The organism is Streptomyces sp. NPDC047085, from assembly GCF_040643735.1.
Classification (GTDB): Bacteria; Actinomycetota; Actinomycetes; order Streptomycetales; family Streptomycetaceae; genus Streptomyces.
This window is the reverse complement of sequence record NZ_JBEYUW010000001.1, coordinates 706,458-733,287: the sequence shown is the minus strand read 5'-3', so window position 1 is coordinate 733,287 and position 26,830 is coordinate 706,458. Positions and strand designations below refer to the sequence as shown.

The window sequence follows — 26,830 nt, the reverse complement described above, 5'->3', positions numbered from 1 at the left end:
CCGCTCATGACGACCGCCACCACCAGCCGCGGCGACCGCCGGATCAGTCCCGTGTTCCTCGGGATCGCGGCCGTCACGGCGGTGACCGGATGGGCGACCTGGACGGGGTTCGCGGCGCAGCCGGGTGTCGCGGTGTTCCTGTTCGTGACGGCCGCCTGGATCGTCTCGCTGTGTCTGCACGAGTACGCGCACGCGCGCACCGCCCTGCACAGCGGGGACATCACGGTCGGTGCGAAGGGCTACCTCACGCTGAACCCGCTGAAGTACACGCACGCGCTGCTGAGCATCGTGCTCCCGGTGGTGTTCGTGATCATGGGCGGGATCGGCCTGCCGGGCGGTGCGGTCTTCATCGAGCGGGGCCGCATCCGGGGCCGCTGGCGGCACAGCCTGGTCTCGGCGGCGGGCCCGCTGACGAACGTGCTGTTCGCGGCGGTGTGCACGGCGCCCTTCTGGCTGCACGCGCTGGACGGCGTCCCCCTCGTCTTCCGGTACGCGCTGGCGTTCCTCGCCCTGCTCCAGGTGACGGCGGCGATCCTGAACTTCCTGCCGGTGCCGGGCCTGGACGGGTACGGGGTGATCGAGCCGTGGCTGTCGTACCAGGTGAAGCGGCAGGTGGAGCCGTTCGCACCGTTCGGGCTGCTGTTCGTGTTCGCGCTGCTGTGGGTGCCGGCGGTCAACATCGCGTTCTTCGACGCGATCGACGCGATCCTGCGCGGGCTGGGTGTCGACGACTTCTCCCGCGCCTGCGGGCACGAGCTCTACCGCTTCTGGCGCGACACCCCGGAGGTCTGCACGCTCAGCGCATGACGGAGCCGGTCCGCATGCTCAGCCCGTGACGGAGTCGCGGCGCGCCGCGGCGGCCCGGCCGCGCCTGGCGTAGTACCAGCACATGTTGGACGCCAGGCCCGCCAGCAGCACCCAGACGATCCCCAGCCAGCTGCCCTGGGCGAACGAGACGACCGCCGCGGCCACGGCGAGGACGCAGACGACGAGGGCGTAGAGGGCGATGCGGGGCATGGGGTCGGCTCCTGTCGGGGACACTGCTCGGAACTGCTTCGCCGACCAGTGTCCCCCATGGCCACCGCGCGTGGCCCCCGTGGTCTCACACGTCGGTGACGCGCAGCCCCGCGTGTGCCTTGTAGCGGCGGTTGACCGAGATCAGGTTCGCGACCAGGGACTCCACCTGGTGGGCGTTGCGCAGGCGGCCCGCGAAGATGCCGCGCATGCCGGGGATGCGGCCGGCGAGGGCCTGCACCATCTCCACGTCGGCCCGGTCCTCCCCGAGCACCATCACATCGGTGTCGATCTCCTCGATCTCCGGGTCCTGGAGGAGGACCGCCGACAGGTGGTGGAAGGCGGCGGCGACCCGGGAGTCGGGCAGCAGCGCGGCGGCCTGCTGGGCGGCGCTGCCCTCCTCCGGCTTCAGCGCGTAGGCGCCCTGCTTGTCGAAGCCGAGCGGGTTGACGCAGTCCACGACGAGCTTGCCGGCGAGTTCCTCGCGCAGCGACTCCAGCGTCTTGCCGTGGCCCTCCCACGGCACGGCGACGATCACGATGTCGCTGCGCCGCGCGGCCTCGGCGTTGTCGAGGCCCTCGATGCCGTGGCCGAGTTCGTCGGCGGCGGCCTGCGCGCGCTCGGCGGCCCGCGAGCCGATGATCACCTTCTGGCCGGCCCGGGCGAGCCGGTAGGCGAGGCCCTTGCCCTGCGGTCCGGTGCCGCCGAGCACGCCGACGACGAGCCCGGAGACGTCGGGCAGGTCCCAGGGGTCCTTGGCGGGGGCCTTCGCGGGCGCCTTCGCGGCGGTCTGTGCGCTGTCGGTAGAGGTCATGGGCCGACTCTACGTCCGTGCGGGGCACGGCACAGGGCCGGGTGAGCCGTGCCGTGTCCGCCCGCACGCGGAAGGGCGGAGCCGCCTGATGCCGGCCGGTGACAACTCGCGTCCGATGACGGGGGTTCATCCCCAAGTTGAGCGAATCCGGGGTGAACCCCCCGTCATACGTGACCGGTTGGGGCAGGATGCGGTCGCATGGACGCCGTACGGGTCGCGTTGCTGCGCGAAGTGCTCGCCGGGACCGAGTGGTTGGGGGCCACGCGGAGGTTCGCCGGGGTGCTGCGCGGATCGGTGGTGGCGCACGGGGGCGGGCTGCTCCTGGTGGGCACGCCCGCGTACGAGCCGTGGCATCTGGCGGCCCACCTGGTGGACGAGGCGGCCTGGTCGGGCACGCCCGAACTGGCCCCCACGCTCGTACGCCACCACGCGCGCCCCTCCGACCCCGCCCACCTGGCCGTCGGCCCCGGCAGGATCGAGGAGGCCCGGCGCGGCGAGACCCTGCTGGTCGTCGCCCCCGAGGAACCGGCGGAGCTGCTGGAGCGGGTCCACGCGGCCCGCCGGGCCGGGGTCACCGTCCTGACGCTCGGCGCGGGCGGGGCCGAGCTGGCGGCCATGGCTCACGAGACACTCGCCGTCCCCGACGGCGCCGAACTGGACCTGGACAGCGTGCAGCACCTGGTCAGCGCGGCGGCCGGCGAGAACGGCGCCGGGGTCTCTCCGAGGGCTCGCCGAGGCTTCCGCGACCGCCTCTCAAGACTGGCCGAAATCCTGACAGCACCGCCGACCGCCCCTTGGTGAGCTGCCCAGCGGGGTCCGGGGCGGAGCCCCGGCCGGTGCGTGGAAAAGCGGTTGCCCCAGCCAACGGCCCGGCGGAAACATGCCTCGGTGCGCGCAACCCTCCTCCCCGATCTGACCCCGTGGAAGCGGTCGGCAGACTTCCGCCGGCTCTGGTTCTCGGGCCTGATCAGCAACTTCGGCAGCTTCCTGACCTTCGTCGCCCTCCCGGTCCAGCTGAAGGACCTGACGGACTCGGCGGCCGCCGTGGGCGCGATCGGCGCCGTGGAACTCGTCCCGCTCATCGCCTGCGGACTCTACGGCGGCGCCCTCGCCGACGCCCTGGACAAGCGGCAGCTGATCATGTGGACGGAGGCCGGCCAGGGCCTGCTCAGCGCCGCCCTGCTGCTGAACGCCCTGCTCCCCCGCCCCGCCGTGTGGCCGCTCTACGTGATCGCCGCGCTCTCCTCCGCCCTGGGCTCCGTCCAGCGCCCCGCCCTGGACTCCCTGCTGCCGAGGATCGTCGCCCACGAGGACCTCCCGGCCGCCGGCTCGCTGAACTCCCTGCGCTGGACGGTCGGCGGAGTCGCCGGCCCGGCGGTCGCGGGCGTGGTCGTCGCCTACGCGGGCCTCGGCTGGGCCTACGCCGCCGACCTGCTGACCTTCGCCGTGTCCCTGGCGTACATCGTTCGCATCGCCCCCTCCCCCGCCTCCCACGAGGCGGCCAAGCCGGACCTGCGGGCCGTCGCGGAGGGCGCCCGCTATGCCTGGAGCCGCAAGGAACTCCTCGGCACCTACGCCGTCGACCTCGCCGCGATGTTCCTGGCCATGCCGCTCGCCGTGCTGCCGTTCCTCGCGGACGACCTGCACGCCGCCTGGTCGCTCGGCCTGATGTACGCGACGTTCCCCCTGGGCGCCCTGCTGGTCAGCCTGACCAGTGGCTGGACCTCACGCGTGCACCGGCACGGCCGCATGGTCGTGCTGTCGGCCGCGCTGTGGGGCCTGTCGGTCGCGGCGGCCGGGATCGTCGGCAACGTGTGGCTGGTCCTGTTGCTCCTGACCGTCGCCGGCGGCTGCGACATGGTCAGCGGGGTCTTCCGGGGCGCGATGTGGAACCAGACCATTCCCGACGAGCTGCGCGGCCGCCTCGCCGGGATCGAGCTGCTGTCCTACTCGGTGGGCCCGCAACTGGGCCAGGTCCGCTCCGGCGGGGTCGCCGCGTGGGCCGGGGTGCGAGCGTCCGTGTGGTCGGGCGGCGTGCTGTGCGTGGGCGCGATGGGGCTGCTGGCCCTGTGTCTGCCGGGGCTGATGACGTACGACGCCCGCACCAACGAACACGCCGTACGACTGCGCGAACAGCGCACCGCCGCCACGCCCACGCCGGGGTGATCAGTCCTCGTCGGCGGCCGTGTCCCCGCCCGGCTGGGCGTCGTGCCAGCGGGGGTCGGTCTCCCATTCGAGGTTGCGTTCGCGGGCGGTCTCCATCGCGTGCTGGGCCTCCTCCCGGCTCGCGTACGGCCCGAAGCGGTCCTTGCCCGGACAGTCCGGGCCCTCTTCGACCTTCTTGTGCTCCAGGCAGTAGTACCACTCGCCCGGCTTGCCGACCGTGCGCTTCTTGAACAGGGCCATCGACCGCTCCTCTCGCCAACCACATGTTCCCCCATGCCCGCTGGTTAGACTCGCTGGCATGTCTGGCCAGTCGTTGCTCGTACCAGGGGAGCTGTCTCCCACCCGTTCGGTGCCCGGAAACATCCGCCGCCCCGAGTACGTCGGGAAGCCCGCGCCGGCGCCGTACACCGGGCCGGAGGTGCAGACTCCGGAGACCGTCGAGGCGATGCGGGTCGCCGGCCGCATCGCCGCACAGGCGATGGAGGAGGCGGCGAAGATCATCGCCCCCGGCGTCACCACCGACGAGTTGGACAAGGTCGCGCACGAGTACATGTGCGACCACGGGGCGTACCCGTCCACGCTCGGCTACCGCAGCTTCCCGAAGTCGCTGTGCACCTCGGTCAACGAGGTCATCTGCCACGGCATCCCGGACTCGACGGTCCTCAGGGACGGCGACATCGTCAACCTGGACGTGACGGCGTACATCGGCGGCGTGCACGGCGACAACAACGCCACCTACCTGGTCGGGGACGTGGACGAGGAGTCCCGGCTGCTGGTGGAGCGCACCCGGGAGGCCCTGAACCGGGCGATCAAGGCGGTCAAGCCGGGGCGGCAGATCAACATCATCGGCCGGGTCATCGAGTCGTACGCCAAGCGCTTCGGCTACGGGGTCGTGCGGGACTTCACCGGGCACGGCATCAACACGTCGTTCCACTCCGGGCTGATCATCCCGCACTACGACAGCCCGCACGCGACGACCGTCATGCAGCCGGGGATGACGTTCACCATCGAGCCGATGCTGACGCTGGGCACGCACGAGTACGACATGTGGGACGACGGGTGGACCGTCGTCACGAAGGACCGCAAGCGGACGGCCCAGTTCGAACACACGCTGGTGGTCACCGACGCGGGGGCGGAGATCCTGACCCTGCCGTAGCGCCGCGCCCGGTTTCGGCCCGCTCTCCTCGGAGGGCGGGCCCTTTTCATGCCACTTTCACGCCACCGTTTCAGCCCATCGTGTTTTTCCGACAGCCTGTCGGTAAACTTACCGACAGCAGGTCGGCAAAACCGGGAGAGTCCGAGGAAGCCCGAGGAGAGTCCATGGAGTCGTTCTCGACCCTCATCCGCTGCGCGTCGCACGAGCAGCACGTGGAGGCGGAGACCTCGACGTTCATGAGCGACCTGCTCGGCGGCCGGCTGGGCGTGCGAGCGTACGCGCGCTACACCGAGCAACTGTGGTTCGTCTACGAGGCGTTGGAGAGCGGGGCCGAGCGGCTGGCGGTGGACCCGGTGGCCGGGCCGTTCATCCGGCCGGAGCTGTTGCGCCTGCCCGCTCTGGAGCGGGACCTGGCGCATCTGCGGGGCGCCGGCTGGCGGGCGGGCCTGTCCGCGCTGCCCGCGACCCGGGCGTACGCGGACCGGATCCGGGAGTGCGCCGAGCGCTGGCCCGGCGGGTACGTCGCCCACCACTACACCCGCTACCTGGGCGACCTCTCCGGCGGCCAGATCATCCGCGACCGCGCGGAGCGGACGTGGGGCTTCACGCGGAAGGGCGACGGGGTCCGCTTCTACGTCTTCGAGGGGATCTCCAACCCGGCCGCGTTCAAGCGGAGTTACCGCGAGCTGCTGGACGCGGTGGCGGCGGACGAGCTGGAGCGGCAGCGGATCGTGGCCGAGTGCAGGCGGGCGTTCGCCCTGAACACCGAGGTGTTCAGGGCACTGAGCGAGGAGTTCCCGCTGAGCGCTTAGCGCTCCAGGAACACCCGGCCGCCGACCTCCACCCACCCGTGCGGCTGCGGTGCGGTCAGGATCTGGGAGCCCCTGCCCTGGGTGATGTTCAGGGCGCGGCCCAGCTGCTCGGTGAGGAGGAGGGCCGCGGCGCCGGTCGCCTCGTCCTCGTCGATGCCGTCGTCGCGGCCGGGGAAGGCGCGGGCGCGGACGCGGCCGGCCGCCTCGTCCTCCCAGGCCCAGGCGTAGATCCACTCGCCGGGCGGGGGCACGGGCAGGGCGTCGACCTCGGTGGCGCTCGGGTACTGGCGCAGGGTGCGCGGCGGGGCCCATTCGGCGCGGGCCTCGATCCAGCTGAACTCGCCGTCCAGTCGGGCGCCGACCACCCCGGCGGGGGTGACCAGTTCGGGTACGTCCAGGAGCCAGGCCGTGCCGACGCAGGGGTGACCGGCGAAGGGCAGACGCAGGGTGGGCGTGTAGATGTCGATCACGCCGCGCTCGGGGTCGTCCACGAACACGGTCTCGCTGAAGCCGAGTTTCGCGGCGAGCTCCTGCCGGTCGCTCCGCTCGGGCAGCACCGAGCCGTCGCGGACGACACCGAGTTCGTTGCCGTAGCCGCCGTTCGGCCCGCAGAAGACGCGGAGTACGTCGTAGTCAGTCACCTGAAAATTGAAACATCGCGGCGCCGGCCAGTTCGCGCCAGGCGCGGGCACCGCCGGGGAGGGGCCAGGTGCGGAGGGACGACGGCTCGTACGGGAGGCCGGCCATGGCGTCGCCGTAGCCCTTGTCGAGCGCCGCCTGTTGGCGTTCGGTCCCCGGGGCGGCGGGGCGCGCCGCGAGGCGTTCCCCGTGGTGCCGGTGGCCTTCGGTCAGGGCCTCGGCGTCCCGGCGCCACAGCTCCTCGTCCCGCAGCCGGGTCAGCACCACGCAGGGCGGGGTCCGGCCCTCGGCGAGCGCGGCCACAGCGCGGTCGTGCCCGTCGAGGAGCAGCCAGCCGTCCAGGGACGGCACCCACCACAGCAGGACGGGGGCGAGGGTGCCGTCGCGGGCGTGCTTGCGGTACGCCTTCACGCGGGCGGCGTCCGGCGGGGACAGCTGCCGCAGGGGCAGGACGCCGTGCCAGCCGCCCCCGCAGTACAGCTCCAGGCTGCCGCCGGGCCAGTCCCGGACGAGGTCACTGGTCCAGATGTACGGCGGGAGGGTGGTGCGCAGGGCGAGCTCCCAACGGCCGTCGTACAGCGGGGACTCGTCGGCCTCCTCCAGCCGACGGGCGTAGGCATGGACCGGGTTGACGGCTGATCGCATCGCCGCCGAACCGATGGGCGGCAGCGGTGAGCGGTAGGTGTCGAGGCGGTGCAGGCGCAGGTCGTGACAGCATCCCTCGCCTGTGAGTCCGCCGAGCAGCACGGTGCGGTCCCGCTGGCGGAGCAGCCGCAGTCCCCCGTCCTCGGTGGCCTCGAAGCGCAGCGGAGGCGGGCCGGGCCGGTCGTCGATCTCCAGCACCACCCGGTCCGGTCCCAGCAGCTCCCTGCGCGCGTTTCCCATGCCCCCACCCTCCCACCGCTTGACTCGCCCTTTACCGTTTATTGACGTCGCTTTTGAGCCGTCGAGATCAAGCCGTGCCTGTGATCTTTCCGTGAGAGCTGAATCACGACCCGGGTGGGTATCGGTAAGGGAAGCCTCAGGTAAGTTAGGCCAGCCTCACCAGACCAGATCCGCTTGGAGCCTGCATGCGAGCCGCCCGACTGACCGTCACCGCCACCGTCGCAGCGGCGGCCTTGACCGCCCTCTCGGCCTGCACCGCGAAGAGCGACGCCAAGGACGGGGACCACGTGGTCAACGTGGCCGCCTCCGACGACAAGTGCGAGATCGACAAGAAGGAAGTGTCCGCCGGACACCTTGAGCTCGCCATCCAGAACAAGGGCTCCAAGACCACCGAGGTCTACGTCCTCTTCCCGGACGACCGCGTCGTCACCGAGCGCGAGAACATCGGCCCCGGCACCAAGCAGCGGGTCACCGCCGAGCTGAAGGCCGGCGACTACCAGATCGCCTGCAAGCCGGGCATGAAGGGCGACGGCATCCGCCAGACCCTCAAGGTCACCGGCGGCAGCGCCGCCAAGCGCGACCCTCGCCTGGACAAGGCCGTGGCCGAGTACCGCGCCTACGCGCAGGCGCAGGCCGACGAGACGCTGCCGCTGGCCGAGGCCTTCGCCAAGGCCGTCAAGGACGGCGACATCGAGGCGGCCAAGAAGGCCTACGCCACCTCCCGCATCGGCTGGGAGCGCACCGAGCCGGTCGCCGAGTCCTTCGGAGACATCGACCCGAAGGTGGACGTCCGCGAGGACGGGCTGGAGGACGGCCAGGACCCGGAGAAGGACTGGACCGGCTGGCACCGGCTGGAGCGCTCGCTCTGGAAGGACAAGAAGCTCACCGACCACGACAAGCAGCTCGCCGACCAGCTGGTCACCGACCTGAAGGACTGGCAGAACCGGGTCGGCAAGGCCGAGATCACCCCGACCTCCATGGCCAACGGCGCCAAGGAGCTGCTCGACGAGGTCGCCACCGGCAAGGTCACCGGCGAGGAGGAGCGCTACTCGCACACCGACCTGGTCGACTTCAAGGCCAACGTCGAGGGCGCGCAGAAGTCGTACGAACTGCTCAAGCCGGTCGCCAAGGAGAACGACGCGGCCCTGGTCACCGAACTCGACAAGCAGTTCGGCGCGCTGAACACGCTGCTCGACAAGTACCGCTCGGACAAGAACTCCTACGACTTCGAGTCCTACGACAAGGTCGGCAAGGACCAGCGCAAGGAGCTGTCGGACGCGGTGAACGCGCTCGCCGAGCCGCTGTCCAAGCTCGCCGCCGCGGTTGCGAAGTAAGGCAGGGGACAGGGCGATGACCGACATCCAGGAGACACAGGACACCCCGGGCACCGGGGACACCGGGAGCGGCAACCCGTCGCGCCGCTCGCTGATCGGCTGGGGAGGCGCCGGGCTCGCGCTCGGTGCCGCCGTGGCCGGCGGCGCGGTCGCGATGACCCGGTCCGGCGACGACATGGACCCGGTGGCCGCCGAGACCGGCGCCGCGGTGGAGTTCCACGGCGCCCACCAGGCGGGCATCGCCACGCCGGTGCAGGACAGGCTGCACTTCGCCGCGTTCGACGTGAAGACGGACGACCGCGACGAGTTCGTGCAGATGCTCAAGGACTGGACGGAAGCGGCCCGGCGGATGACCGCCGGCAAGGCGGTCGGCGAGGGAGCGTACGGCGGTCTCGCCGAGGCCCCGCCGGACGACACCGGTGAGGCGCTGGGGCTCAAGCCGTCCCGGCTGACGCTGACGATCGGCTTCGGCCCGTCCCTCTTCGACAAGTTCGGCCTCGCCGACCGGCGGCCCGAGGCCCTCGTCGACCTGCCCAAGTTCCCCGGCGACAACCTGGACCGCACCCGCACCGGCGGCGACCTGTGCATCCAGGCCTGCGCGGACGACCCGCAGGTCGCCGTGCACGCCATCCGCAACCTGGCCCGCATCGGCTTCGGCAAGGTCGCCATCCGCTGGTCGCAACTCGGCTTCGGCAAGACCTCCTCGACCACCCCGGACGCCCAGACGCCCCGCAACCTGATGGGCTTCAAGGACGGCACCCGCAACATCGCGGGCACGGAGACCGACCGGCTGAAGAAGTTCGTGTGGGTGGACGGGAAGGACGGTTCCGACTGGATGACCGGCGGCTCGTACCTCGTCGCCCGCCGGATCCGGATGAACATCGAGACCTGGGACCGGACCTCGCTGCAGGAGCAGGAGGACGTCTTCGGCCGCGACAAGGGCGAGGGCGCCCCGGTCGGCAAGGCCAAGGAGCACGACAAGCCGTTCCTGAAGGCGATGAAGCCGGACGCGCACGTGCGGCTCGCCCACCCCGACTCCAACGGCGGGATCACCATCCTGCGCCGCGGCTACTCCTTCACGGACGGCACCGACGGCCTCGGCCGCCTCGACGCGGGCCTGTTCTTCCTGGCCTACCAGCGGGACGTGCGCAAGGGGTTCATCCCGCTGCAGCGGCAGCTGTCGGCGAAGGACGCCCTCAACGAGTACATCCAGCACGTGGGTTCCGCGGTCTTCGCGGTTCCGCCCGGCGTCCGCGACAAGGACGACTGGTGGGGCCGGACGCTGTTCTCCAAGGAGGCGTAGCCCGTGTTCTCCAACTACCTGATCGGCCTGCGCGAGGGTCTCGAGGCGTCCCTGGTCGTCTGCATCCTCATCGCCTACCTGGTGAAGACGGGCCGCAAGGACGCCCTGAAGCCGATCTGGATCGGCATCGGCATCGCGATCGCCATCGCCATGGGCTTCGGCTGCGCCCTCGAATTCGGCTCGCAGGAGCTGACGTTCGAGGCGCAGGAGGCGCTCGGCGGCTCGCTGTCGGTCATCGCGGTCGGCCTGGTGACGTGGATGGTGTTCTGGATGCGGCGCACCGCCCGGCACCTGAAGTCGGAGCTGCACGGCAAGCTGGACGCCGCCCTCGCGATGGGCACGGGCGCGCTGGTCGCCACGGCGTTCCTGGCCGTGGGCCGGGAGGGCCTGGAGACCGCGCTGTTCGTGTGGGCCTCGGTGCACGCGGCCAGCGACGGCACCCCGCGCCCGCTGATCGGCGTGGCCCTGGGTCTGGCCACCGCGGTGTTCCTGGGCTGGCTGTTCTACCGGGGCGCCCTGAAGATCAACCTGGCCAAGTTCTTCACCTGGACCGGCGGCATGCTGGTCGTGGTCGCGGCGGGCGTGCTGGCGTACGGCTTCCACGACCTGCAGGAGGCCAACTGGATCCCGGGCATCTCCGACCTGGCCTTCGACATCAGCGACACCATCCCGCCGGACAGCTGGTACGGCACGCTCCTCAAGGGCGTCTTCAACTTCCAGCCGAACCCGACGGTCATCCAGATCACGGTGTGGGCTCTGTACCTGATCCCGACGCTCGCGATCTTCCTCGCCCCGGTAGGGTTCGCCTCCGGGAAGGGGAAGGTGAAGGCACCTCATGACCAGGGAACGCAGCCGTCGAAGGCTTCGTAGGCGGGACCGGAACGCACTCATAGCGGCTTCGCTGGCCGCTCTGTCGATGACGGCGAGCGGGTGTGTGGTGGTGCACGGGGAGCGCGAGATGCTCCCCGCCACCACCCGCGCCGAGGCCGCCAAGGCGCTCCAGAGATTCACGGACGCCTACAACAAGGCCGACAAGGCGTACGACAGTTCCCTGGACGCGGACTACGTCACCGGCGCCCTCGCCGACATCGACTCCGCCCGGCTGAAGGCGGGGCACGCCAACAGCCCGGCCGGCAACGCGAACCACACGTCGCTGAAGCTGACGGACGCGAAGTTCACGATCCCGAAGAAGGCCGGCTGGCCCCGCTGGTTCGTCGCGGACGCCAAGGGCAACAAGGGCGGCTCGGCCCGCTGGCTGCTGGTGTTCACCCGAAGCGACCTCGGCCGGCCCTGGCAGGTGGCGTTCCTGACGCTGGTCGCGCCCGGTGCCGTACCGGAGTTCAAGAAGGACAAGGACGGCTGGGCCGAGGCCGTCCCCGCCGACGCCACGGGGCAGGCCGTGCCGCCGGGCGAGCTGAGCAGGGACTACGCGGGCTATCTCAAGAACGGCGGGAAGACCTTCGCGGACGGCCGCTACACCAGCGTCTGGCGCGCGGACCGCGAGAAGCAGGCGCAGAAGCCGGGCCTGGTCCGCCAGTACATCGACGAGCCGCTGACCCACGACGACTACGCGCCGCTCGCGCTGCGCACGACGGACGGCGGGGCGATGGTCTTCTTCGCCTCGCACCACTACGAGAAGCGGACCGCCGCTCCGGGCACCTCCGTGTCGGTGCCGAACAAGGACGTGCAGGCCCTGACCAAGGGCGAGGTCAAGCAGTCGCTGACGCTGGAGTTCGTCTCCAACGAGGTCGCCCTGGACCCGGCCGGCAGCGGTCCGGTGTCGGTCGTGGGACGGGTTCTGGGGCTGACGGCCGCGCAGGGCGAGTAGGCGCGCCCCGGCACACGGGTCTCGGGGGCGCAGTGGGTCGCTGGGGCGCAGTGGGTCTCAGCGGTGCAGGGGCCAGGCCGAGCCCGCGTGGCCGGCGTCCGAGCCCGCGTGCCGGGCGCAGGCGTCCGTGAGCGCCTCCAGCAGGGTCAGCGGGTCGGGCAGCGGATGCTCGGGGCCACGGACCCAGCGCACCTGCTGCTCGTCGTCGCCGGGCAGCCGCGCGGGCGGTACGAGAACGTAGGAGCCCCGGCAGTGCCAGCGCAGCCCGGGGTGCTCGTCCATGGTCTCGGGGCGGCAGTCCAGCTCGCAGGGCCACCACTCGTCCTCGTCCTCGGGGGTGCCCCGGGTGAGGGTGAAGAACAGCATGCGGCCGTCGTCGCTCTCGGCGACCGGGCCGACCTCCACACCGGCGCCGAGCAGCCGCTCCAGCGCCTCCCGGCCGGCCTCCAGGGGCACGTCGAGGACGTCGTGCACCATGCCGGTGGCGGTGATGAAGTTGGCCTGCGGCTGGTGGCGGGCCCAGCGCTCGATCTGGGCGCGGTCGGTGGTCGACTGGGTCTGCCACGCGAACGACAGCGGGTGCCGGGCCGGGGTGGGACAGCCGACGCGGACGCACGAACAGCGGTAGTCCGGGGTGGGGTGCGCGGCGGGCGCCAGGGGCAGTCCCGCCTCGGCGGCGGCGAGCAGCAGGGCCTCACGGCCGCCGTCGCCGGCGGCTTCCTCCTTCGGCCGGCGTCCGCGCAGCCACTGGGAGAGTCTGCCCTGCCGGCCGGACCGGCCGCCGAACGTCCCGCTCATCTATCGCCTCGCCTCGCTGTGGTCCCGACAGCATGCCTCATCGTCCCATCTTCCCGACGTCCGGGGGTCCACAGCCCGAATCAGAAGGAACCGGACGAGACGTGCCTCACATGAGCGGACCCGTGGTCGCTGGGAGCGTCAGCGGGGGGTCAGGCCGTGCAGGGCGTAGTCGATCAGGGTGTCCGTGTAGGCGTAGGAGATGGGGGCCGTGCGCTGGAGCCAGCGCTGGGCCAGCGGGGAGACGAACAGCTCCAGCGCGATGCGGGGGTCGATCTCGGGGCGCACCTCGCCGGCGTCCTGGGCGGAGCGCAGACGGTCGACGTACAGCTGGAGCGAGGGTTCGAGGAGCTTGGTGACGAACTCGCGGCCGAGCTGCTCGTTGACCACGCCCTCGGCGGCCAGCGCGCGGGCGGGCACCTCGAAGCGGGGGTCGAGGAGCTCGTCCACGGTGGCCCGCAGCACCGCCTTGAGGTCGGCGGCGAGATCGCCGGTGTCCGGGATGGCGTACGGTTCCTGCCCCGCCGCCTGCGCGGCCTGCTCGCCGAGGTCGAGGAACGCCTCCAGCAGCACGTCCGCCTTCGACCCCCACCACCGGTAGATCGTCTGCTTGCCGACGCCGGCGCGGGCGGCGATCCCCTCGACCGTGGTCTTCGGGTACCCGACCTCGCCGACCAGGGCGAGGGCGGCGGCGTAGATCGCCCGGCGGGACTTCTCGCTGCGACGGGCGGCGTCGGGGGCGGGCTTCCTGACCGTGCCGGGGGCGGGCTTCTTGACCATGTCCTTGTCGGGGGCGGGCTTCTTGACCATGGGGTGACGCTAACAAGCCCCGCCGGCTACGCGGTCGCGTCCTCCGGCGGCCAGGCGTCGCCCCAGTCGGCGTCCCGGGCCGCCTTGTACAGGTCGCCGTGGCGCTTGGTGACCGTCGTACGGCGCAGCCGCTCGTCCGCCTCGCACAGGTCGAGGAGCACCTGGCCCTTGCGGATCTGCGGGCGCCGGACCACCCGGGCGGGGGCCGGCCGCGCGGGCAGCCGGGTGGCGGCGACGTAGCTGAACTTCTCGTCCTCGTAGGCCAGGGAGCCGCCCTTGACCTGGCGGTGCAGGGAGGAGCGGCTGACGCGGGCGGAGAAGTGGCACCAGTCCGTGCCGGGCACGATGGGGCAGGTGGCGCTGTGTGGGCAGGGGGCGGCGATCCGGAATCCGGCGCGGATGAGGCGGTCGCGGGCCTCGATGACGCGGTCGTATCCGGCGGGGGTGCCGGCCTCCACGATCACGACGGTCTGCGCGGCGGCCGCGGCCGCGTCGACGAGCGCGGCGCGGTCGGTCTCGGCGAGTTCGTTGAGGACGTACGACACCGTGACGAGGTCGGTGTCCTCCAGGGTGAGCGTGCTGCCGATCCGGGCGCGCTGCCAGCGGGCGTCCCGCAGGGCGGGGTTGGCGGCGGCGATCTCCCGGCCGAGGGCGAGGGCGGGCTCGGCCCAGTCCAGCACGGTGACGCTGCGCTCGCCGGGCCAGGTGGCGGTGACGGCCCAGGTGGCGGCGCCGGTGCCGCCACCGACGTCGATGTGGCTGCGGGGGGTCCAGTCGGGGGTGGTGTCCGCGAAGGCGGTGAGCGCCGAGTGGACCGCTTCGAAGGTGGCGGGCATGCGGTAGGCGGCGTACGCCGCGACGTCGGCGCGGTCGCGGAGGATCGGGGTGTGGGTCGGGGTGTCGCCCCGGTAGGTGGCGATCAGCCGTTCCACGGCGCCGGCGGCCTGCGTTGGCGGTAGCCCCGCGAGCAGATCGGCAAGGGAGGCGCGGAGTTGCTCGGCCGGGCGTACGGGGTCGTTCACCCGGCGATTCTACGGCGCCCGGTGCCGGTGCTGGCCTTGCTGGGGGGCTCCGCCCCCCAGACCCCCCGCCTTCCCGCCCACCCACCCGTCTCGGAAGGCTGGAAGGGCACCGTCCCGGGATCCGGCTCGGGCGGCCGAGAAGGCACCGTCACAAGGCGCCGTCACAGGGCTGACCCACCCGGCCAGGAGGCAGGTCTCAGATCACCGCCCTGGCCAGGTGTGTTGCCAGGGTGGCTCTGGGGGTGCTGTTCGGGGGGCGGCGGCGGGGGTGGACGGTGTTGGCCAGGAGGACGAGGAACGTGTCCGTGGCCGGGTCCAGGACCAGTGACGTGCCGGTGAAGCCTGTGTGGCCCGCCGCGCCGGCGCCCGCGAGTTCGCCCATGAACCAGGGCTGGTCGACGGCGAAGCCCAGCCCCGGCGGGGTCAGCAGGAGCTCGACGAAGTCGGGGCCGAGGATGCGCGCGGGGCCGTACGCGCCGCCCGCCAGGAGGGCGCGGCAGAAGACGGCGAGGTCGCGGGCGGTGGAGAAGAGGCCCGCGTGGCCGGCGACGCCGCCGAGCGCCCAGGCGTTCTCGTCGTGGACCACGCCCCGCAGCATCCCCCGGTCCGCCTTGGCCCACGGCCGCCGCTGGTCCTCGGTGGCGGCGGCGCCGGGGCAGGGGCCGAAGGCGGTGGCCGTCATCCCGAGCGGGCGGGTGATGCAGTCCTCGATCAGGGCGTCGAGGGTGCGGCCGGTGACCCGCTCCAGCACGAACTGGAGCAGGAGCATGTTCAGGTCCGAGTAGAGGTGGACGCCGGGTTCGCCGGTGGGCGCCTCGGCGCGCAGCAGGGCGAGGCGGGCCGTGTCGTCGGGGCAGTCGTACAGCGGGAGCTCGGGGCGCAGCCCGGAGGTGTGGGTGAGCAGCTGCCGTACGGTGATGCCGCTCCTGGCGGCGGCCGTGAACTCGGGCAGGTAGGCCCCGACCCGGGCGTCGATGCCGAGGGTGCCGCGTTCGATCTGCTGCACGGCGGCGACGGACGTGAACAGCTTGGTGAGCGAGGCCAGGTCGAAGGGGGTGTCGAGGGTCGCCGGGACCCGGGCGGCGGGCGGCAGTTCGACGCCGGTGTCGGTCTCGGGGTCGTAGGAGGCGTACCGGACCGCCCAGCCCGCGGCCTCGGCGACGGCGATCACGGGTCCGCGTCCGGCCATGACGACGGCGGCGGCCGCCCAGGGGCGCGGTCCGCTCGTGAGGGCGTGCACCTCGCCGACCAGGTGCGCGAGTTCCGTGGGGTCGAGTCCGGCCCGTTCCGGAGTGTCGGCGCGCAGTCTCGGTGCGCTCAGTTGTCGTCTCCCTCCGACCCCGCGCTTGCGTTCCAGGGACGGCACATTCCCACGAAGCAGGCCGTCGCGACCAGTGCTCCGGCGAGTTGGACGACCGCCATGGGCACGGCGGTGTGTTCTCCGGCGACGCCGACGAGCGGCGAGGCGACCGCGCCGACGAGGAAGGAGGAGGTGCCGAGCAGCGCGGAGGCGGAGCCGACGGCGTGCCGGGTGCGCAGCAGGGCGAGGGACTGGGTGTTGGGCAGGGTGATGCCCATCGCGGACATCAGCACGAACAGCGCGGCGGCGACCGGGGCCAGGCCGACCTCGCCGAAGGTACCCGCGGTCATCAGCAGCAGGGCGGTCGCGGCGAGCACGATCAGCGCGAGGCCGGTGGCGAGCACCTTGTCCAGGCTGACCCGGCCGACCAGCACCTTGCCGTTGATCTGCCCGGCGATCATCAGCCCGACGGAGTTGATGCCGAAGAGCAGGCTGAAGGTCTGCGGGGAGGCGCCGTAGATCTCCTGGATGACGAACGGGGAGGCGGATATGTAGGCGAACAGCGCGGCGAAGGCGAAGCCGCCGGCGAGCATGTAGCCGGTGAAGGGCAGGTCGGCGAGCAGGCCGCGCATCGCGCGCAGGGCCTCCCCCACTCCCCCGCCGTGCCGGCCGGCGGGCGGCAGGGTCTCGGGCAGCCGCGCCCAGACGAGCGCGGCAAGCGCCAGTCCGATCACGGTGAGGACGACGAACACGCCCCGCCAGTCCGTCACCCGGAGGATCTGACCGCCGATCAGGGGCGCCACGATCGGCGCGACCCCGGAGATCAGCATCAGGGTGGAGAAGAAGCGGGCCATGGCGACGCCGTCGTAGAGATCGCGTACGACGGCCCGCGCGATGACGATGCCGGCCGAGCCCGCGAGGCCCTGCGCCAGCCGGAAGGCCACCAGGGTCTCGACGTTCGGCGCCAGCGCGCACAGGGCGGTGGCGAGGAGATAGACGGCGAGGCCGGTCAGCAGCGGGCGGCGGCGGCCCCAGCGGTCGCTCATCGGGCCCACGACCAGCTGCCCGAGCGCCATGCCGGCCAGACAGGCGGTGAGGGTGAGCTGGACGGTGGCGGCGGGCGCGTGCAGGGAGCGGGTGACCTCCGGCAGGGACGGGAGGTACATGTCCATCGCGAGCGGGGGCGTGGCGGTGAGGCCGCCGAGGACGAGGGTGACGAGCAGGCCGGTGCGGCGGGCGGCGGCCCCGGGCCGCGCGGTGGCGGACGTGTGCCCCGTTCCCGGAGCCGGTTGCCCCGTTCCCGGAGCCGGTAGCTCCGCTCCCGGAGCCGGTTGCTCCGTTCCCGGAGGCGGTGCCGCCGCAGGCTCGGGCATGTGTCCCTCCCTCTCGTCGTGAATCGGCCTCTATGCTCGCAGCTCGTACACACTGCCGGGGCACACATGAACGAGGGCGGGGCGGGATGGGGCAGCAGAGCGTGCGGTGGGGGATCCTGGCGACCGGCGGGATCGCGGCGGCCTTCGCGGCCGACCTGGTCGATCTGCCGGACGCGGAGATCGTGGCGGTGGCCTCGCGCCGTAAGGAGTCGGCGGACGCGTTCGCCGAGCGGTTCGGGGTGACGCGGGCGTACGGCGACTGGGAGTCGCTGGCCGCGGACGCGGACATCGATGTCGTGTACGTCGCCACCCCGCACGCGGCGCACCGGGCCGCGGCCGGGCTCTGCCTCGCGGCCGGGCGGAACGTGCTGTGCGAGAAGGCGTTCACGCTCAACCTCCGCGAGGCCGAGGAGCTGGTGGCGCTGGCGCGGGAGCACGACCGCTTCCTGATGGAGGCGATGTGGATGTACTGCAATCCGCTGGTCCGGCGGCTGAAGGCGCTGGTGACTGACGGGGCGATCGGCGAGGTGCGCACCGTGCAGGCCGACTTCGGGCTGGCCGGTCCCTTCCCGCCGGCACACCGGCTGCGGGATCCCGCGCTGGGCGGCGGGGCCCTGCTGGACCTCGGGGTCTATCCGGTGTCGTTCGCACAGCTGTTGTTGGGCGAGCCGGACGGGATCGCGGCGAGCGCGGTGCTGTCCGACGAGGGTGTCGACCTGCAGACGGGCGCGTTGCTGTCGTGGGACAGCGGGGCGCTGGCCTCGGTGCACTGCTCGATCGTCGGGGGTACGGCGGTCACCGCGTCGGTCACCGGTTCGCGCGGCCGGATCGACATCCCGTCGGGCTTCTTCCACCCCGACCGTTTCGTCCTGCACCGCGACGGGCGTGACCCCGAGGAGTTCACCGCCGACCCCGCCGACGGGCCGCGCACCAGCCTGCGGCACGAGGCGAAGGAGGTCATGCGGGCGCTGCGGGCGGGCGAGAAGGAGTCGCCGCTGGTGCCGCTGGAGGGCAGCCTGGCGGTGATGCGGACGCTGGACGCGATACGGGAGCGGATCGGGGTGCGGTATCCCGGGGAGGCCGCCACGGCAACGGCGACCGTTTAGCCGTATGGCGGACACCTGATTCCGCATGGCGGACCTCCCGCCTACGCTGCGGAACCATGACTGACACGCAATCGAAGATCGCGGTGGTGACCGGCGCCGGTTCGGGCATCGGGCGTGCCGTCGCCGTGGAGCTGCTGCGCAACGGCTGGTCGGTGGCGCTGGCCGGCCGGCGCACCGAGACGCTGGAGGAGACGGCGACGCTGGTGCCCGGGGCGCCCTGGCTCGCCGTGCGCACCGACGTGTCCCGGCCGGAGGACGTGGAGGCGCTGTTCACCGCGACCGTCGAGCGGTTCGGGCGGGTCGACCTGCTGTTCAACAACGCGGGCACGTTCGGCCCGGGCGGGGTGCCGGTCGAGGACCTCCCCTACGACGCCTGGCGGCACGTGGTGGACACCAACCTCAACGGGGCGTTCCTGTGCGCGCAGGCGGCGTACCGGCGGATGAAGGAGCAGGACCCGCAGGGCGGCCGGATCATCAACAACGGTTCCATCTCGGCGCACACGCCCCGCCCGCACTCGGTGGCCTACACCGCGACCAAGCACGCGCTGACGGGCCTGACCAAGTCACTGTCGCTGGACGGGCGGCCGTACCGCATCGCGGTGGGTCAGATCGACATCGGCAACGCGGCCACCGACATGACGGCCCGGATGCAGACCGGGGCGCTCCAGGCGAACGGCGAGGTCGCCCCGGAGCCGGTGATGGACGTGGCCGACGTGGCGCGCACGGTGCGGCACATGGCCGAGCTGCCGCTGGAGGCGAACGTGCAGTTCGCGACGGTACTGGCGACGGCGATGCCGTACATCGGGCGGGGCTGATGCCGCACATCGGGCAGGACTGAGAAGCCCCGAAGCCCAACCCCCCAACCGGCACAAGTGGAATTTGAACATCCGTGGTATTGCGGCCGGTCGTGCGCGTATGCTCAACTTTCCTCCACAAGAGCTTCACACTTGGAGCACGGGAGTTCCGCAGCCACATCCAAGGGGGGAGGCGGCGGCCGTTCCACCGGACCGGAGTTGGGGGTGGACCTCGCGTGGGACCGCGGGGTACGCACCGGTCGGTGGAACGGTCGCCGCACAGTCGTGTGCAGCCATGTGCCTCAGCGCCGGTGTCTGCCGCCGGACTCCGCCCGCTCCGATGCCGGCGTACCCGCCGGCGCCTCCGTTTCCGCCGCCGCCTCCGCTGCCGCCGACGTGACCCGTGCCCGGCGTCGCCGCACGACCGTCCACACGCCCGCGCCGAGCAGTGCCGCCGTTCCCGCGGCGCCCTCCGCCAGCCGCCACGGCGAGGGTCCGCCGGACACCGGACCCGCCGCTCCGGCAGCGGCGTGGGCTTGGTCCGCCTTCCCTTCGGGCGCGTGGCTCGCGCTCGCGGGTGCCCCGCCCTCGCTGAGCGGTTCGACGAGCGTGCCGACCGCCCGGGCCGAACGCCCTTGCCCGAAGCCCCAGTCGAGCAGCGCGCGGGTCTGCTCGTAGACGGCGTTGCTGCCCTCGGTGGGATGCATCACGGTGACCAGGAGGGTCCGGCCGCCCCGGGTGGCGGCTCCGGTGAAGGTGTTGCCGGCGTGGCTGGTGTAGCCGTTCTTCACACCGATCAGGCCCTTGTACGTGCCGAGCCCCCAGGCACCGGTGAGCAGGCGGTCGGTGTTCTGGATCTGGAAGGTCTTCTTGCCGCCCGCCGGGAAGTCCGCGGTCCGCGTGCCGCAGTAGCCGCGGAAGTCGGGGTTCTTGAGGCCGTGGCGGGCGAACAGCGTGAGGTCGTACGCCGAGGAGAGCTGACCCTTGTGGTCGAAGCCGTCGGGACTGACCACATGGGTGTCCAGGGCCTGCAGGTCCTCGGCCCTGGCCTGCATCTCCGCGACGGTTTTGGCGATGCCGCCGTTCATGTGGGCGAGCACGTGGACCGCGTCGTTGCCGGAGCGCAGGAACACGCCCTGCCACAACTGCTCGACGGTGTAGGTGATGCCCGGCTTGATGCCGACGAGGCTGGAGCCGAACGGGATGTCGGCGAGGTCCGCGTCGGTGACCTTGTACCGCTCGGTCCGCTCGAACCTGCTCAGCACGGTGTCCGCGAACAGCATCTTCAGCGTGGACGCGGGCGGGAGCCGGCGGTGCGCGTTGAACGAGGCGAGCACCTCCCCGCTGGCGCCGTCGGCGACGACCCACGAGCGGGCGGTGAGCTTCGTCGGCAGTCCGCCGGCGCCGCGCACCTGGATCCCGCCGCGGGCGAGCCGCTCACCGCCGATGACGGTGGCCTCAGAGGCGGCGGCGGTGCCGGTCGCGGACAGGGGCAGGGCGGCGGCCGTCAACCCGAGGACGGCGCGTCGGCTGAGCTGGGAACATTCGCGCACCAGGGGACGGTACACCGACGCCGGTGACGAAAATGTGACCGAGAACTCCCAGCTCCCAGCCCTGGCACATCCTTTACCGTTCCCGGCGTTGCCGGCCGGCGTTGACCGGCGTCGGCCGGTGTTGACCGGCATTGACCTGTGTTGGCTGATATTGACCGACATTGACTGATGTCGACCGAACTGCCCCACCCGGACCGGAGATCCGATGGCCCTCCGAACGATCCTGAGCTCTACGCCTGCCCGGTCTCGAACCGCGAGATCCGCCCGTCGTCCTCGACGATGAAGTCCCACTTGGTGCGCATCTCGCCCCAGGTGTCGTTGCTGTAGCGGGCGACCAGGGAGCGGCCGCCGTTGGACTCCTTGTCGACCTCCATGTGGCCGTGGGTGGAGAAGATCTCCCGGTCGATCCAATCGGCGAGGTCGCGGTCGGCGCCGTCGTCGGCCATGGTCGCGCCGGGGGCGAGGAGGGACATGAAGCCCTCGCGGTCGTGGGAGTTGACGGCGTTGACGAAGGCCCGGACGGCCGGGTCGCTGAGTCTGGCTGGCTGAATCGGCATGGCGCCAGGCTCACACCACTCCCCCGGGCCCGCCACCCGAACGCCGTCCTGGGAGGGCCGACCGGGGCGCGGGATGCGACGGTGAAAGGGCGGAAGAGGACCTCTATGCACGCCGATGAGGAGTGACCGTGAACTGTTACGACCGACGCGATCTGGGCCTGCTGCTGCTCCGGCTGGGGACGGGCGGGGTGCTGGCCGCGCACGGCACGCAGAAGCTGTTCGGCTGGTTCGGCGGACACGGCCTGGAGGGCACCGGCCAGTTCATGGAGTCCGTCGGCTACACGCCCGGCAAGCAGAGCGCGACGGCGGCGGGCCTGGCGGAGGCGGGCGGCGGCACGCTGCTCGCGCTGGGCCTGGCGACCCCGGCGGCGGGCGCGGCGGCGGCCGGCGCGATGGCCGGCGCGGCGGCGGTCCACATGCCCAACGGCTTCTTCGCCCAAGAGGGTGGCTACGAGTACGCGGCCACCCTGGGCCTGGCCGCGGCCGGCCTGGCCGTCGCGGGCCCGGGCCGCCTCTCCCTCGACCACGCCTTCGGCCACGTCTTCGACCGCGGCTGGATGGTCCCGGTGGCCCTGGGCGTCACGGCCGCGGCCACGGCGCTGGTGGTGGGCGCACGGAACCGTCGGGTGCGGGCGAAGACGGAGGGGGAGCAGGAGGTCCTGTTCGAGGACTGACTGCCCGAAGTTCCGAGGACGCCACCAGCCCGCTCGCCCTCGTCGTACCCGACGCGAGGGCGAGCGCGGCAAGGCGGCGGCCGGGGCAGCGGCGGGGCTACGGCAGCTTCACGAAGGGGGACAGGAAGGCGCGGGCGCCCGGGGTGTCCAGGCGGTAGGCGACGTTGGTGGCGTAGCAGGGGGTGTCGCCGGTGATGGTCGTGGCCGCGAGGACGTTTTTGCCGCCGACGACCGCGAAGTTGGGGCCGCCCGAGTCGCCGTAGCAGGCACCGCCGTTGCCCTGGGGCTCGGTCATCCCCAGGCGCACCCAGGCGTTGTTGAGGGCGTTGAAGCTCACGGGCGCTTTCATGCGGACGCCGCCGCCCGGATGGGTCTGTCCGCCCGGGCCGTTCACGGCCTCCTGGGTGCCGTATCCGGCGACGAACCAGTCGGTGGAGTTCAGCCCCTGCGGTCCGAGGTCGCCCCACTGGTTCGCGGTCGGCAGCGTGGCCGGGGTGAAGGACCAGCGGGATTTGACCTGGGCGGCGGGCAGTTCGACGACGGCGATGTCGTGCGGGTCGGAGGCGGGCCCCGGGTAGTCGGGGTGGCTGTGGGCCGTGCCTTCGACGGCGACGGCGCGGGCCTGGGCGGCGGGGTCGCCCGGGTACTTCTTGGCGGCCGCGTCGAGCCCGGACTGCACGTCCTGGCCGAGGGAGACGTAGAACCTCACGTCGGCCGGCCAGTCCGTGGTGCAGTGCGAGGCGGTCAGGAAGGTGTCCGCGTCGATCATCGTGCCGGAGCAGACCCAGTCGACCCGATCCGGGGTCGCGGGATCGCCGTCGTTGTCCCAGGTGGCGATGAGGGCACCGACCTCGGTGCGCTCGGGTGCGGGTGTCGCGTTGTAGGAGTTGATCGCGGAGGAGGGCAGCGCGGCGGCGAGCACGGTGGCGCAGGCCGCTGCGGTGATGGCGGTGGCACGTACGGCGGTCAAGAAGAACCCCTTCGACGGATGTGAGGCGGGCGTTCTCCTGTGGGAGGTGAGGGAATTCAACCGCTTTGAACTGTCCGCGACAAGGAGGAGTTCTCGGGGCAGAGCCCTGATGGCAGACGAGTCGGGCTGTACGCCGGGTTCTGTTCCCCGGGTTCCTCGCGGAGCCCGGGGCGACGGCCATCCATCTAGGGCCGACGTTGCCGCCGGCCTCGTGCGGTCTACCCGCGGACTCGGGCGGGCAGCCCTCGAACGTCCGCGCAGAGCGCTTTTTACGGCGCTCCTCTTGACCTTGCTCCGGGTGGGGTTTACCTAGCTGCCCAGGTCACCCTGGGCACTGGTGGTCTCTTACACCACCGTTTCACCCTTACCGAGGGCCGAGGCCCCCGGCGGTCTGCTTTCTGTGGCACTGTCCCGCGGGTCACCCCGGGTGGCCGTTAGCCACCACCCTGCCCTGTGGAGCCCGGACGTTCCTCGGGAAGCCCCCTAGGGGGACTCCACGCGGCCGCCCGCCCGGCTCGTCTGCCGTGTCGACCATGGTACCGGGCGGGAGGGCCGGCGCGGACCGGTGGCGGCGGTCGCCAGGACCGAGCCCGCCAGGATCAGGGAGAAGGCGACGAGGATGCCCGCCGTCAGCGGTTCGTCCAGGAACAGGGCGCCTGCCGCCACCGCCACCGCCGGGTTGACGTACGTGATGACCGTCGAGCGGGTCGGGCCGACCTCCTTGATCAGCTCCAGGAAGGCCACGAAGGCCAGCGCCGTGCAGATGACGCCCAGGCCCGCGAGGGCGGCCAGGACCGAGGAGGAGGGCAGCTCGGCCGGCCAGGTCGCCGCCGCGGCGGGGGCGTAGACCAGCGCCGCCAGCGCCAGGCAGGGGGCCGTGAGGTGCAGCGACGGGACGTCCTTCAGGTGCCGTGCCGCGATCAGGGGGGCCGTGGCGTAGCCCAGGACGGTCAGGAAGACCTCGGCCAGGGAGCGGGCGTCGCCGCCGGTCAGGTGCGGGACGGTCAGGACACCGACACCCGCCAGGCCCAGTGCCAGGCCCGCTGCCCTGCGTATGCCCAGCCTTTCCGAGTCGCCGAGGCCGAAGAAGCGGGCCAGCACCACGCCGACGATCGGGACGCCCGCGATCAGCAGGCCGGCGGTCGAGCTGGACAGGTGGCGTTCGGCGTCCGTGAGGGTGAACCACGGGCCGATGATCTCGATGCACGCGAAGGCCAGCATGGGGCGCCAGTGGGTGCGGACGGTCGTGAGGAGGCCGCGTTGGCGCAGGGCGAAGGGGAGGAGCAGGGCCGCGCCGAGGGCGCAGCGGGTGAACACCACAACCGGCGGGGACACCGCGTCCACCGCCACCTTGATCATCAGATAGGGGATTCCCCAGACCACTCCCATCAGGGAGAACAGGAACCAGCCGCGTGCAGTCATGCGGCGAGTTTCGGCCAGGTCAGCGGCGGGAGTCTTGAACGCTGTTGCGATAGGCCGCCGGGGTCACCCCGAGCACCCGGCGGAACCAGCGGGTCAGGTGCGCCTGGTCGGCGAAACCGACGAGGGGGGCCACCTCGGCGGGGCGCAGCCCGGAGGCGAGCAGCGCGCGGGCGCGGGTGACGCGGTACTGGGCGAGCCAGGCGTACGGGGGTATCCCCATCGTCGTACGGAAGGCCCGCAGGAGCTGGTAGCGGGACAGGCCCAGGTCGGCGGCAAGGGAGGAGAGGGTCGGCGGGGCGGTGAGCTCGTCGGCGAGGCGGTCGCGGACCGTGAGGGCGATGCTGCCCGCGCCGGGTATCAGAGCGGGCGCGGATCGGGCCGTGGAGTGGCGGTGGGCCAGGGCCGTCAGCAGCCAGGGCAGGCGGGACTCGGCCTCCAGTGGGTCGGGGCAGGCGCTGAGTTCGGTGTGGGCGAGGCGGAGCGCGGCGGCGAGTTCGGGGTCGTCGACGACGGGTTCGCGGAAGTGCGGGAGGCCGCCGAGGCTGCCGTCGGCGAGCAGGGACGGCTCGGCGTACAGGGCGCGGTAGGCGTAGCCGTCGGTGGGGGTGCCGGGCCCGCCGGTGTGCATCTCGCCGGCTTCGAGGACGACGATGGTGCCGGGGCCCGTGCGGATGTGGCCGCCCCGGTAGTCGATGACCTCGGAGCCGCCGACGCAGACGCCGACCGTGTACTCCTCGTGGGCGTGCGGGGCGTAGACGTGCCGGCGGAAGTTCGCGGTCAGGAGGTCGAGCGGAGGGCCGCAACGGCCCAACCGTGCCCTGGTCCACAGCGCCTGTTCCGCCACCGAAGTCCCCCTCGTCGTGCCACGTCCGCGTCCTGGCCTACGGGTACAACGCCCTCAGCCCCCGCTTCCATGCCGCGTCCGGGTCTGCGCCGTCGGGCGACCGGCGGTGGGTCTCCAGGATCACCATGCCGTGCGCGAAGGCCCAGGCGGCCCGGTCCACGTCCGCGAGGGCTCACGCGGGGACGAAGAGGATCTTCGTCGTGCCGGGCTCCGCTCGGGTGAGGCGGACGCGGAGGCGGGCGCCGAGCTCCAGGTGGTCGCCCTCGACGCGGCCGATGACGGCCGGGGTGTCCACCTGGACGGTGCCGACGGTCGGCCGGGTCTCCGACACGTCCACCACACAGCCGTCGAAGACGTCCCCGACCCGGTCCTTCAGCAGGGCGGCCTCGACGATGTCGACGCACTCCCGTTCCACCGTGCCCGCGATCCGGGCGCCGTCGGCCATCCGCCGGGGCAGCGCGTCGAGCCCGGCGAGCACCCAGTCGGGCGGGGCCTCACCGGCGACGGTGGCGAGGCAGATCTCGGCGGCGTAGCGGTCGGCGAGCCGACGCAGCGGGGCCGTGCAGTGGGCGTAGGGGGCGGCGACGGCGGCGTGCGTGGTGATCGCGGGAAGGGCGCCGTCCCGGAAGACCGAGTAGCCGGCGCCGCGCAGCAGGGTCGTGCACTCCTGGAGGAAGGCCGCGTGGTCGGGGCGGTGCGGGTCGAGGGTGCGGATCAGCTCGGCGTACGAGACATGGTGCGGCCAGTCGATGTGCAGCGCGGTCGCGGTACGGCGCAGCCGGGCCACGGCTCCGTCGGGTGCGGCCGGGAGCGTGCGCAGGATGCCGGTGCCGGCGGCGATCATCAGGTCGGCCGCGGCCATCCCGGTGAGCAGGGAGAGCTGCGCGTTCCAGCCGTCGGCGGGCAGCGGGGCGCGGTAGGACAGCTCGTAGGTGTGGTCCCGCTCGGTGATCTCCTGCTCGGGCACGTTGAGGGAGATCCCGCCGCGCTCGGACTCCTGCTTCTCCCGGGCCCGGCCGATCTCCGCGAGCAGCGCGATCGGCTCCTCCGCCGTCCCGCCGTCGATCTGCCGCTGCACGCCCGCGTAGTCGAACCTGGCCCGGCTGCGGACGAGCGCGCGGCGCACGTCGACGGCGAGGGTGCGGCCCTCCGCGTCCAGGTCGATCGTCCACAGCACGGCCGGCCGGTTCCGGTCGGGCAGCAGGCTCGCGGCGCCCTCGCTGAGCACGGTGGGGTGCAGCGGGACCTTCTCGTCCGGGAAGTAGAGCGTGTTCACCCGCCGGTGCGCCTCCGCGTCCAGGACTCCTCCGGGTACGACGAAGGAGGCGACGTCGGCGATGGCGTACCGGACCCGGTAGCCGGTGCCCTGCCGGGACAGGTGGATGGCCTGGTCGAGGTCGGCGGCGCCGGGCGGGTCGACGGTGAAGAAGGGGAAGTCCGTCGCGTCGTACGAGAGCGGCGCGGGCGCCTTCGCGGACCGTTCGGCCTCCGCCTGCACCTCGGCCGGGAAGGCCTCCGGAATGCCGAGTTCCGCGCGGAGCGCGGCGAGGGCGACCCGGAGCGGGGCCTCGGGGGCTCCTCTCACGCGGATCCTGCGGCGGGGCATGTGTCGAGCGTAGGTCGAAGGGGCCGGTGCAGCACCCCGTACCCTGGCGCAGA

27 protein-coding genes, 1 other RNA gene and 1 pseudogene are annotated in these 26,830 nt (G+C 72.4%); 12 read left to right on the top strand and 17 right to left on the bottom strand.

The features are described from left to right. Positions 1 to 6: 6 nt before the first annotated feature. Complete coding sequence (locus tag ABZ865_RS03095; protein WP_361222859.1) at positions 7 to 807, top strand: site-2 protease family protein; 801 nt, start codon at positions 7 to 9, stop codon at positions 805 to 807. A gap of 18 nt (positions 808 to 825) precedes the next feature. On the opposite strand, the gene ABZ865_RS03090 is transcribed toward ABZ865_RS03095, so the two are convergent. Both ABZ865_RS03090 and npdG read right to left on the bottom strand, forming a co-directional pair. Continuing rightward, positions 826 to 1,017: a hypothetical protein gene (locus tag ABZ865_RS03090; protein ID WP_361222856.1), complete on the bottom strand. Its 192-nt coding sequence runs from the start codon at positions 1,015 to 1,017 to the stop codon at positions 826 to 828. Positions 1,018 to 1,102: 85 nt separating this feature from the next. Next, the gene (gene npdG / locus ABZ865_RS03085) at positions 1,103 to 1,828 is read right to left on the bottom strand and encodes an NADPH-dependent F420 reductase (protein ID WP_361222853.1); all 726 of its coding nucleotides are present in this window, start codon (positions 1,826 to 1,828) and stop codon (positions 1,103 to 1,105) included. Between the two features lie 198 nt (positions 1,829 to 2,026). On the opposite strand from npdG, the gene ABZ865_RS03080 reads away from it, so the two are divergent. Then, entirely contained in the window at positions 2,027 to 2,629 is a 603-nt protein-coding gene (locus ABZ865_RS03080) for a hypothetical protein (protein ID WP_361222850.1), read from the top strand. A gap of 87 nt (positions 2,630 to 2,716) precedes the next feature. Then, positions 2,717 to 3,994, top strand: coding sequence for an MFS transporter (locus ABZ865_RS03075; protein ID WP_361222847.1), 1,278 nt, complete (start codon positions 2,717 to 2,719; stop codon positions 3,992 to 3,994). Here ABZ865_RS03075 and ABZ865_RS03070 read toward each other — a convergent pair whose 3' ends face one another. Continuing rightward, positions 3,995 to 4,234, bottom strand: coding sequence for a hypothetical protein (locus tag ABZ865_RS03070; RefSeq protein WP_361222845.1), 240 nt, complete (start codon positions 4,232 to 4,234; stop codon positions 3,995 to 3,997). It lies immediately after the preceding gene. Positions 4,235 to 4,292: 58 nt separating this feature from the next. On the opposite strand from ABZ865_RS03070, the gene map reads away from it, so the two are divergent. Both map and ABZ865_RS03060 read left to right on the top strand, forming a co-directional pair. Then, a complete protein-coding gene (gene map, locus ABZ865_RS03065) occupies positions 4,293 to 5,150 on the top strand; it encodes a type I methionyl aminopeptidase (RefSeq protein ID WP_361222842.1) in 858 nt (285 codons plus the stop codon). Between the two features lie 164 nt (positions 5,151 to 5,314). After that, the gene (locus tag ABZ865_RS03060; protein ID WP_361222839.1) at positions 5,315 to 5,962 is read left to right on the top strand and encodes a biliverdin-producing heme oxygenase; all 648 of its coding nucleotides are present in this window, start codon (positions 5,315 to 5,317) and stop codon (positions 5,960 to 5,962) included. Here ABZ865_RS03060 and ABZ865_RS03055 read toward each other — a convergent pair. Together ABZ865_RS03055 and ABZ865_RS03050 are read right to left on the bottom strand one after the other, a co-directional pair. Then, positions 5,959 to 6,603 carry a PhzF family phenazine biosynthesis protein gene (locus tag ABZ865_RS03055; protein WP_361222836.1) on the bottom strand — a complete coding sequence of 215 codons (645 nt, stop codon included), beginning with the start codon at positions 6,601 to 6,603 and terminating at the stop codon, positions 5,959 to 5,961. The two genes, ABZ865_RS03060 and ABZ865_RS03055, sit on opposite strands and share 4 nt — an antisense overlap. After that, positions 6,596 to 7,486, bottom strand: coding sequence for a hypothetical protein (locus ABZ865_RS03050; protein ID WP_361222834.1), 891 nt, complete (start codon positions 7,484 to 7,486; stop codon positions 6,596 to 6,598). The genes ABZ865_RS03055 and ABZ865_RS03050 overlap by 8 nt, the downstream gene beginning before the upstream one ends. A gap of 185 nt (positions 7,487 to 7,671) precedes the next feature. Between ABZ865_RS03050 and efeO the strand changes: the two genes are divergently transcribed. Genes efeO through ABZ865_RS03030 form a run of 4 tightly spaced genes read left to right on the top strand, consistent with a single transcriptional unit; the run spans position 7,672 to position 11,951 of the window. After that, on the top strand, positions 7,672 to 8,820 hold the full coding sequence (gene efeO / locus ABZ865_RS03045) for an iron uptake system protein EfeO (protein ID WP_361222832.1): 1,149 nt from the start codon (positions 7,672 to 7,674) through the stop codon (positions 8,818 to 8,820). A gap of 16 nt (positions 8,821 to 8,836) precedes the next feature. After that, on the top strand, positions 8,837 to 10,123 hold the full coding sequence (gene efeB / locus ABZ865_RS03040; RefSeq protein WP_361222829.1) for an iron uptake transporter deferrochelatase/peroxidase subunit: 1,287 nt from the start codon (positions 8,837 to 8,839) through the stop codon (positions 10,121 to 10,123). Between the two features lie 3 nt (positions 10,124 to 10,126). Beyond that, the gene (efeU, locus tag ABZ865_RS03035; RefSeq protein WP_361222827.1) at positions 10,127 to 10,993 is read left to right on the top strand and encodes an iron uptake transporter permease EfeU; all 867 of its coding nucleotides are present in this window, start codon (positions 10,127 to 10,129) and stop codon (positions 10,991 to 10,993) included. Then, complete coding sequence (locus ABZ865_RS03030) at positions 10,959 to 11,951, top strand: hypothetical protein (protein WP_361222824.1); 993 nt, start codon at positions 10,959 to 10,961, stop codon at positions 11,949 to 11,951. Before efeU ends, ABZ865_RS03030 begins: the two co-directional genes overlap by 35 nt. A gap of 57 nt (positions 11,952 to 12,008) precedes the next feature. Here ABZ865_RS03030 and ABZ865_RS03025 read toward each other — a convergent pair whose 3' ends face one another. The 5 genes from ABZ865_RS03025 to ABZ865_RS03005 all read right to left on the bottom strand — a co-directional run bounded on the left by ABZ865_RS03025 (position 12,009) and on the right by ABZ865_RS03005 (position 17,251). After that, positions 12,009 to 12,749 (bottom strand): bifunctional DNA primase/polymerase, encoded by a 741-nt coding sequence (locus tag ABZ865_RS03025; RefSeq protein WP_361222821.1) that lies wholly within the window; start codon positions 12,747 to 12,749, stop codon positions 12,009 to 12,011. A 138-nt stretch (positions 12,750 to 12,887) separates the two neighbouring features. Next, on the bottom strand, positions 12,888 to 13,526 hold the full coding sequence (locus tag ABZ865_RS03020) for a TetR/AcrR family transcriptional regulator (protein WP_361224348.1): 639 nt from the start codon (positions 13,524 to 13,526) through the stop codon (positions 12,888 to 12,890). 56 nt (positions 13,527 to 13,582) lie between these two features. Next, positions 13,583 to 14,578 carry a small ribosomal subunit Rsm22 family protein gene (locus ABZ865_RS03015; protein ID WP_361222818.1) on the bottom strand — a complete coding sequence of 332 codons (996 nt, stop codon included), beginning with the start codon at positions 14,576 to 14,578 and terminating at the stop codon, positions 13,583 to 13,585. 196 nt (positions 14,579 to 14,774) lie between these two features. Beyond that, complete coding sequence (locus ABZ865_RS03010) at positions 14,775 to 15,944, bottom strand: serine hydrolase domain-containing protein (RefSeq protein WP_361222816.1); 1,170 nt, start codon at positions 15,942 to 15,944, stop codon at positions 14,775 to 14,777. Continuing rightward, a complete protein-coding gene (locus tag ABZ865_RS03005) occupies positions 15,896 to 17,251 on the bottom strand; it encodes a multidrug effflux MFS transporter (protein WP_361222813.1) in 1,356 nt (451 codons plus the stop codon). Before ABZ865_RS03005 ends, ABZ865_RS03010 begins: the two co-directional genes overlap by 49 nt. A gap of 86 nt (positions 17,252 to 17,337) precedes the next feature. On the opposite strand from ABZ865_RS03005, the gene ABZ865_RS03000 reads away from it, so the two are divergent. Together ABZ865_RS03000 and ABZ865_RS02995 are read left to right on the top strand one after the other, a co-directional pair. After that, on the top strand, positions 17,338 to 18,357 hold the full coding sequence (locus tag ABZ865_RS03000; protein ID WP_361222811.1) for a Gfo/Idh/MocA family oxidoreductase: 1,020 nt from the start codon (positions 17,338 to 17,340) through the stop codon (positions 18,355 to 18,357). Between the two features lie 56 nt (positions 18,358 to 18,413). Then, positions 18,414 to 19,172: an SDR family oxidoreductase gene (locus ABZ865_RS02995; protein WP_361222808.1), complete on the top strand. Its 759-nt coding sequence runs from the start codon at positions 18,414 to 18,416 to the stop codon at positions 19,170 to 19,172. Positions 19,173 to 19,453: 281 nt separating this feature from the next. On the opposite strand, the gene ABZ865_RS02990 is transcribed toward ABZ865_RS02995, so the two are convergent. Then, positions 19,454 to 20,704 carry a serine hydrolase gene (locus ABZ865_RS02990; RefSeq protein WP_361222805.1) on the bottom strand — a complete coding sequence of 417 codons (1,251 nt, stop codon included), beginning with the start codon at positions 20,702 to 20,704 and terminating at the stop codon, positions 19,454 to 19,456. A gap of 230 nt (positions 20,705 to 20,934) precedes the next feature. Further along, complete coding sequence (locus ABZ865_RS02985; RefSeq protein ID WP_361222802.1) at positions 20,935 to 21,261, bottom strand: nuclear transport factor 2 family protein; 327 nt, start codon at positions 21,259 to 21,261, stop codon at positions 20,935 to 20,937. A gap of 128 nt (positions 21,262 to 21,389) precedes the next feature. On the opposite strand from ABZ865_RS02985, the gene ABZ865_RS02980 reads away from it, so the two are divergent. After that, positions 21,390 to 21,935 carry a DoxX family membrane protein gene (locus tag ABZ865_RS02980; protein ID WP_361222799.1) on the top strand — a complete coding sequence of 182 codons (546 nt, stop codon included), beginning with the start codon at positions 21,390 to 21,392 and terminating at the stop codon, positions 21,933 to 21,935. A 97-nt stretch (positions 21,936 to 22,032) separates the two neighbouring features. On the opposite strand, the gene ABZ865_RS02975 is transcribed toward ABZ865_RS02980, so the two are convergent. From ABZ865_RS02975 to ABZ865_RS02955, 5 genes and pseudogenes are all read right to left on the bottom strand, one after another. Then, positions 22,033 to 22,905: a trypsin-like serine protease gene (locus ABZ865_RS02975; RefSeq protein ID WP_361222796.1), complete on the bottom strand. Its 873-nt coding sequence runs from the start codon at positions 22,903 to 22,905 to the stop codon at positions 22,033 to 22,035. 113 nt (positions 22,906 to 23,018) lie between these two features. Next, an RNA gene (gene rnpB, locus ABZ865_RS02970) (RNase P RNA component class A) lies at positions 23,019 to 23,423 on the bottom strand. Positions 23,424 to 23,541: 118 nt separating this feature from the next. Then, a pseudogene (locus ABZ865_RS02965) lies at positions 23,542 to 24,264 on the bottom strand (DMT family transporter); the annotation flags it as partial. 82 nt (positions 24,265 to 24,346) lie between these two features. Beyond that, on the bottom strand, positions 24,347 to 25,171 hold the full coding sequence (locus tag ABZ865_RS02960) for an AraC family transcriptional regulator (protein ID WP_361222793.1): 825 nt from the start codon (positions 25,169 to 25,171) through the stop codon (positions 24,347 to 24,349). A gap of 172 nt (positions 25,172 to 25,343) precedes the next feature. Further along, a complete protein-coding gene (locus ABZ865_RS02955) occupies positions 25,344 to 26,777 on the bottom strand; it encodes an RNB domain-containing ribonuclease (protein ID WP_361222790.1) in 1,434 nt (477 codons plus the stop codon). Positions 26,778 to 26,830 lie beyond the last annotated feature (53 nt).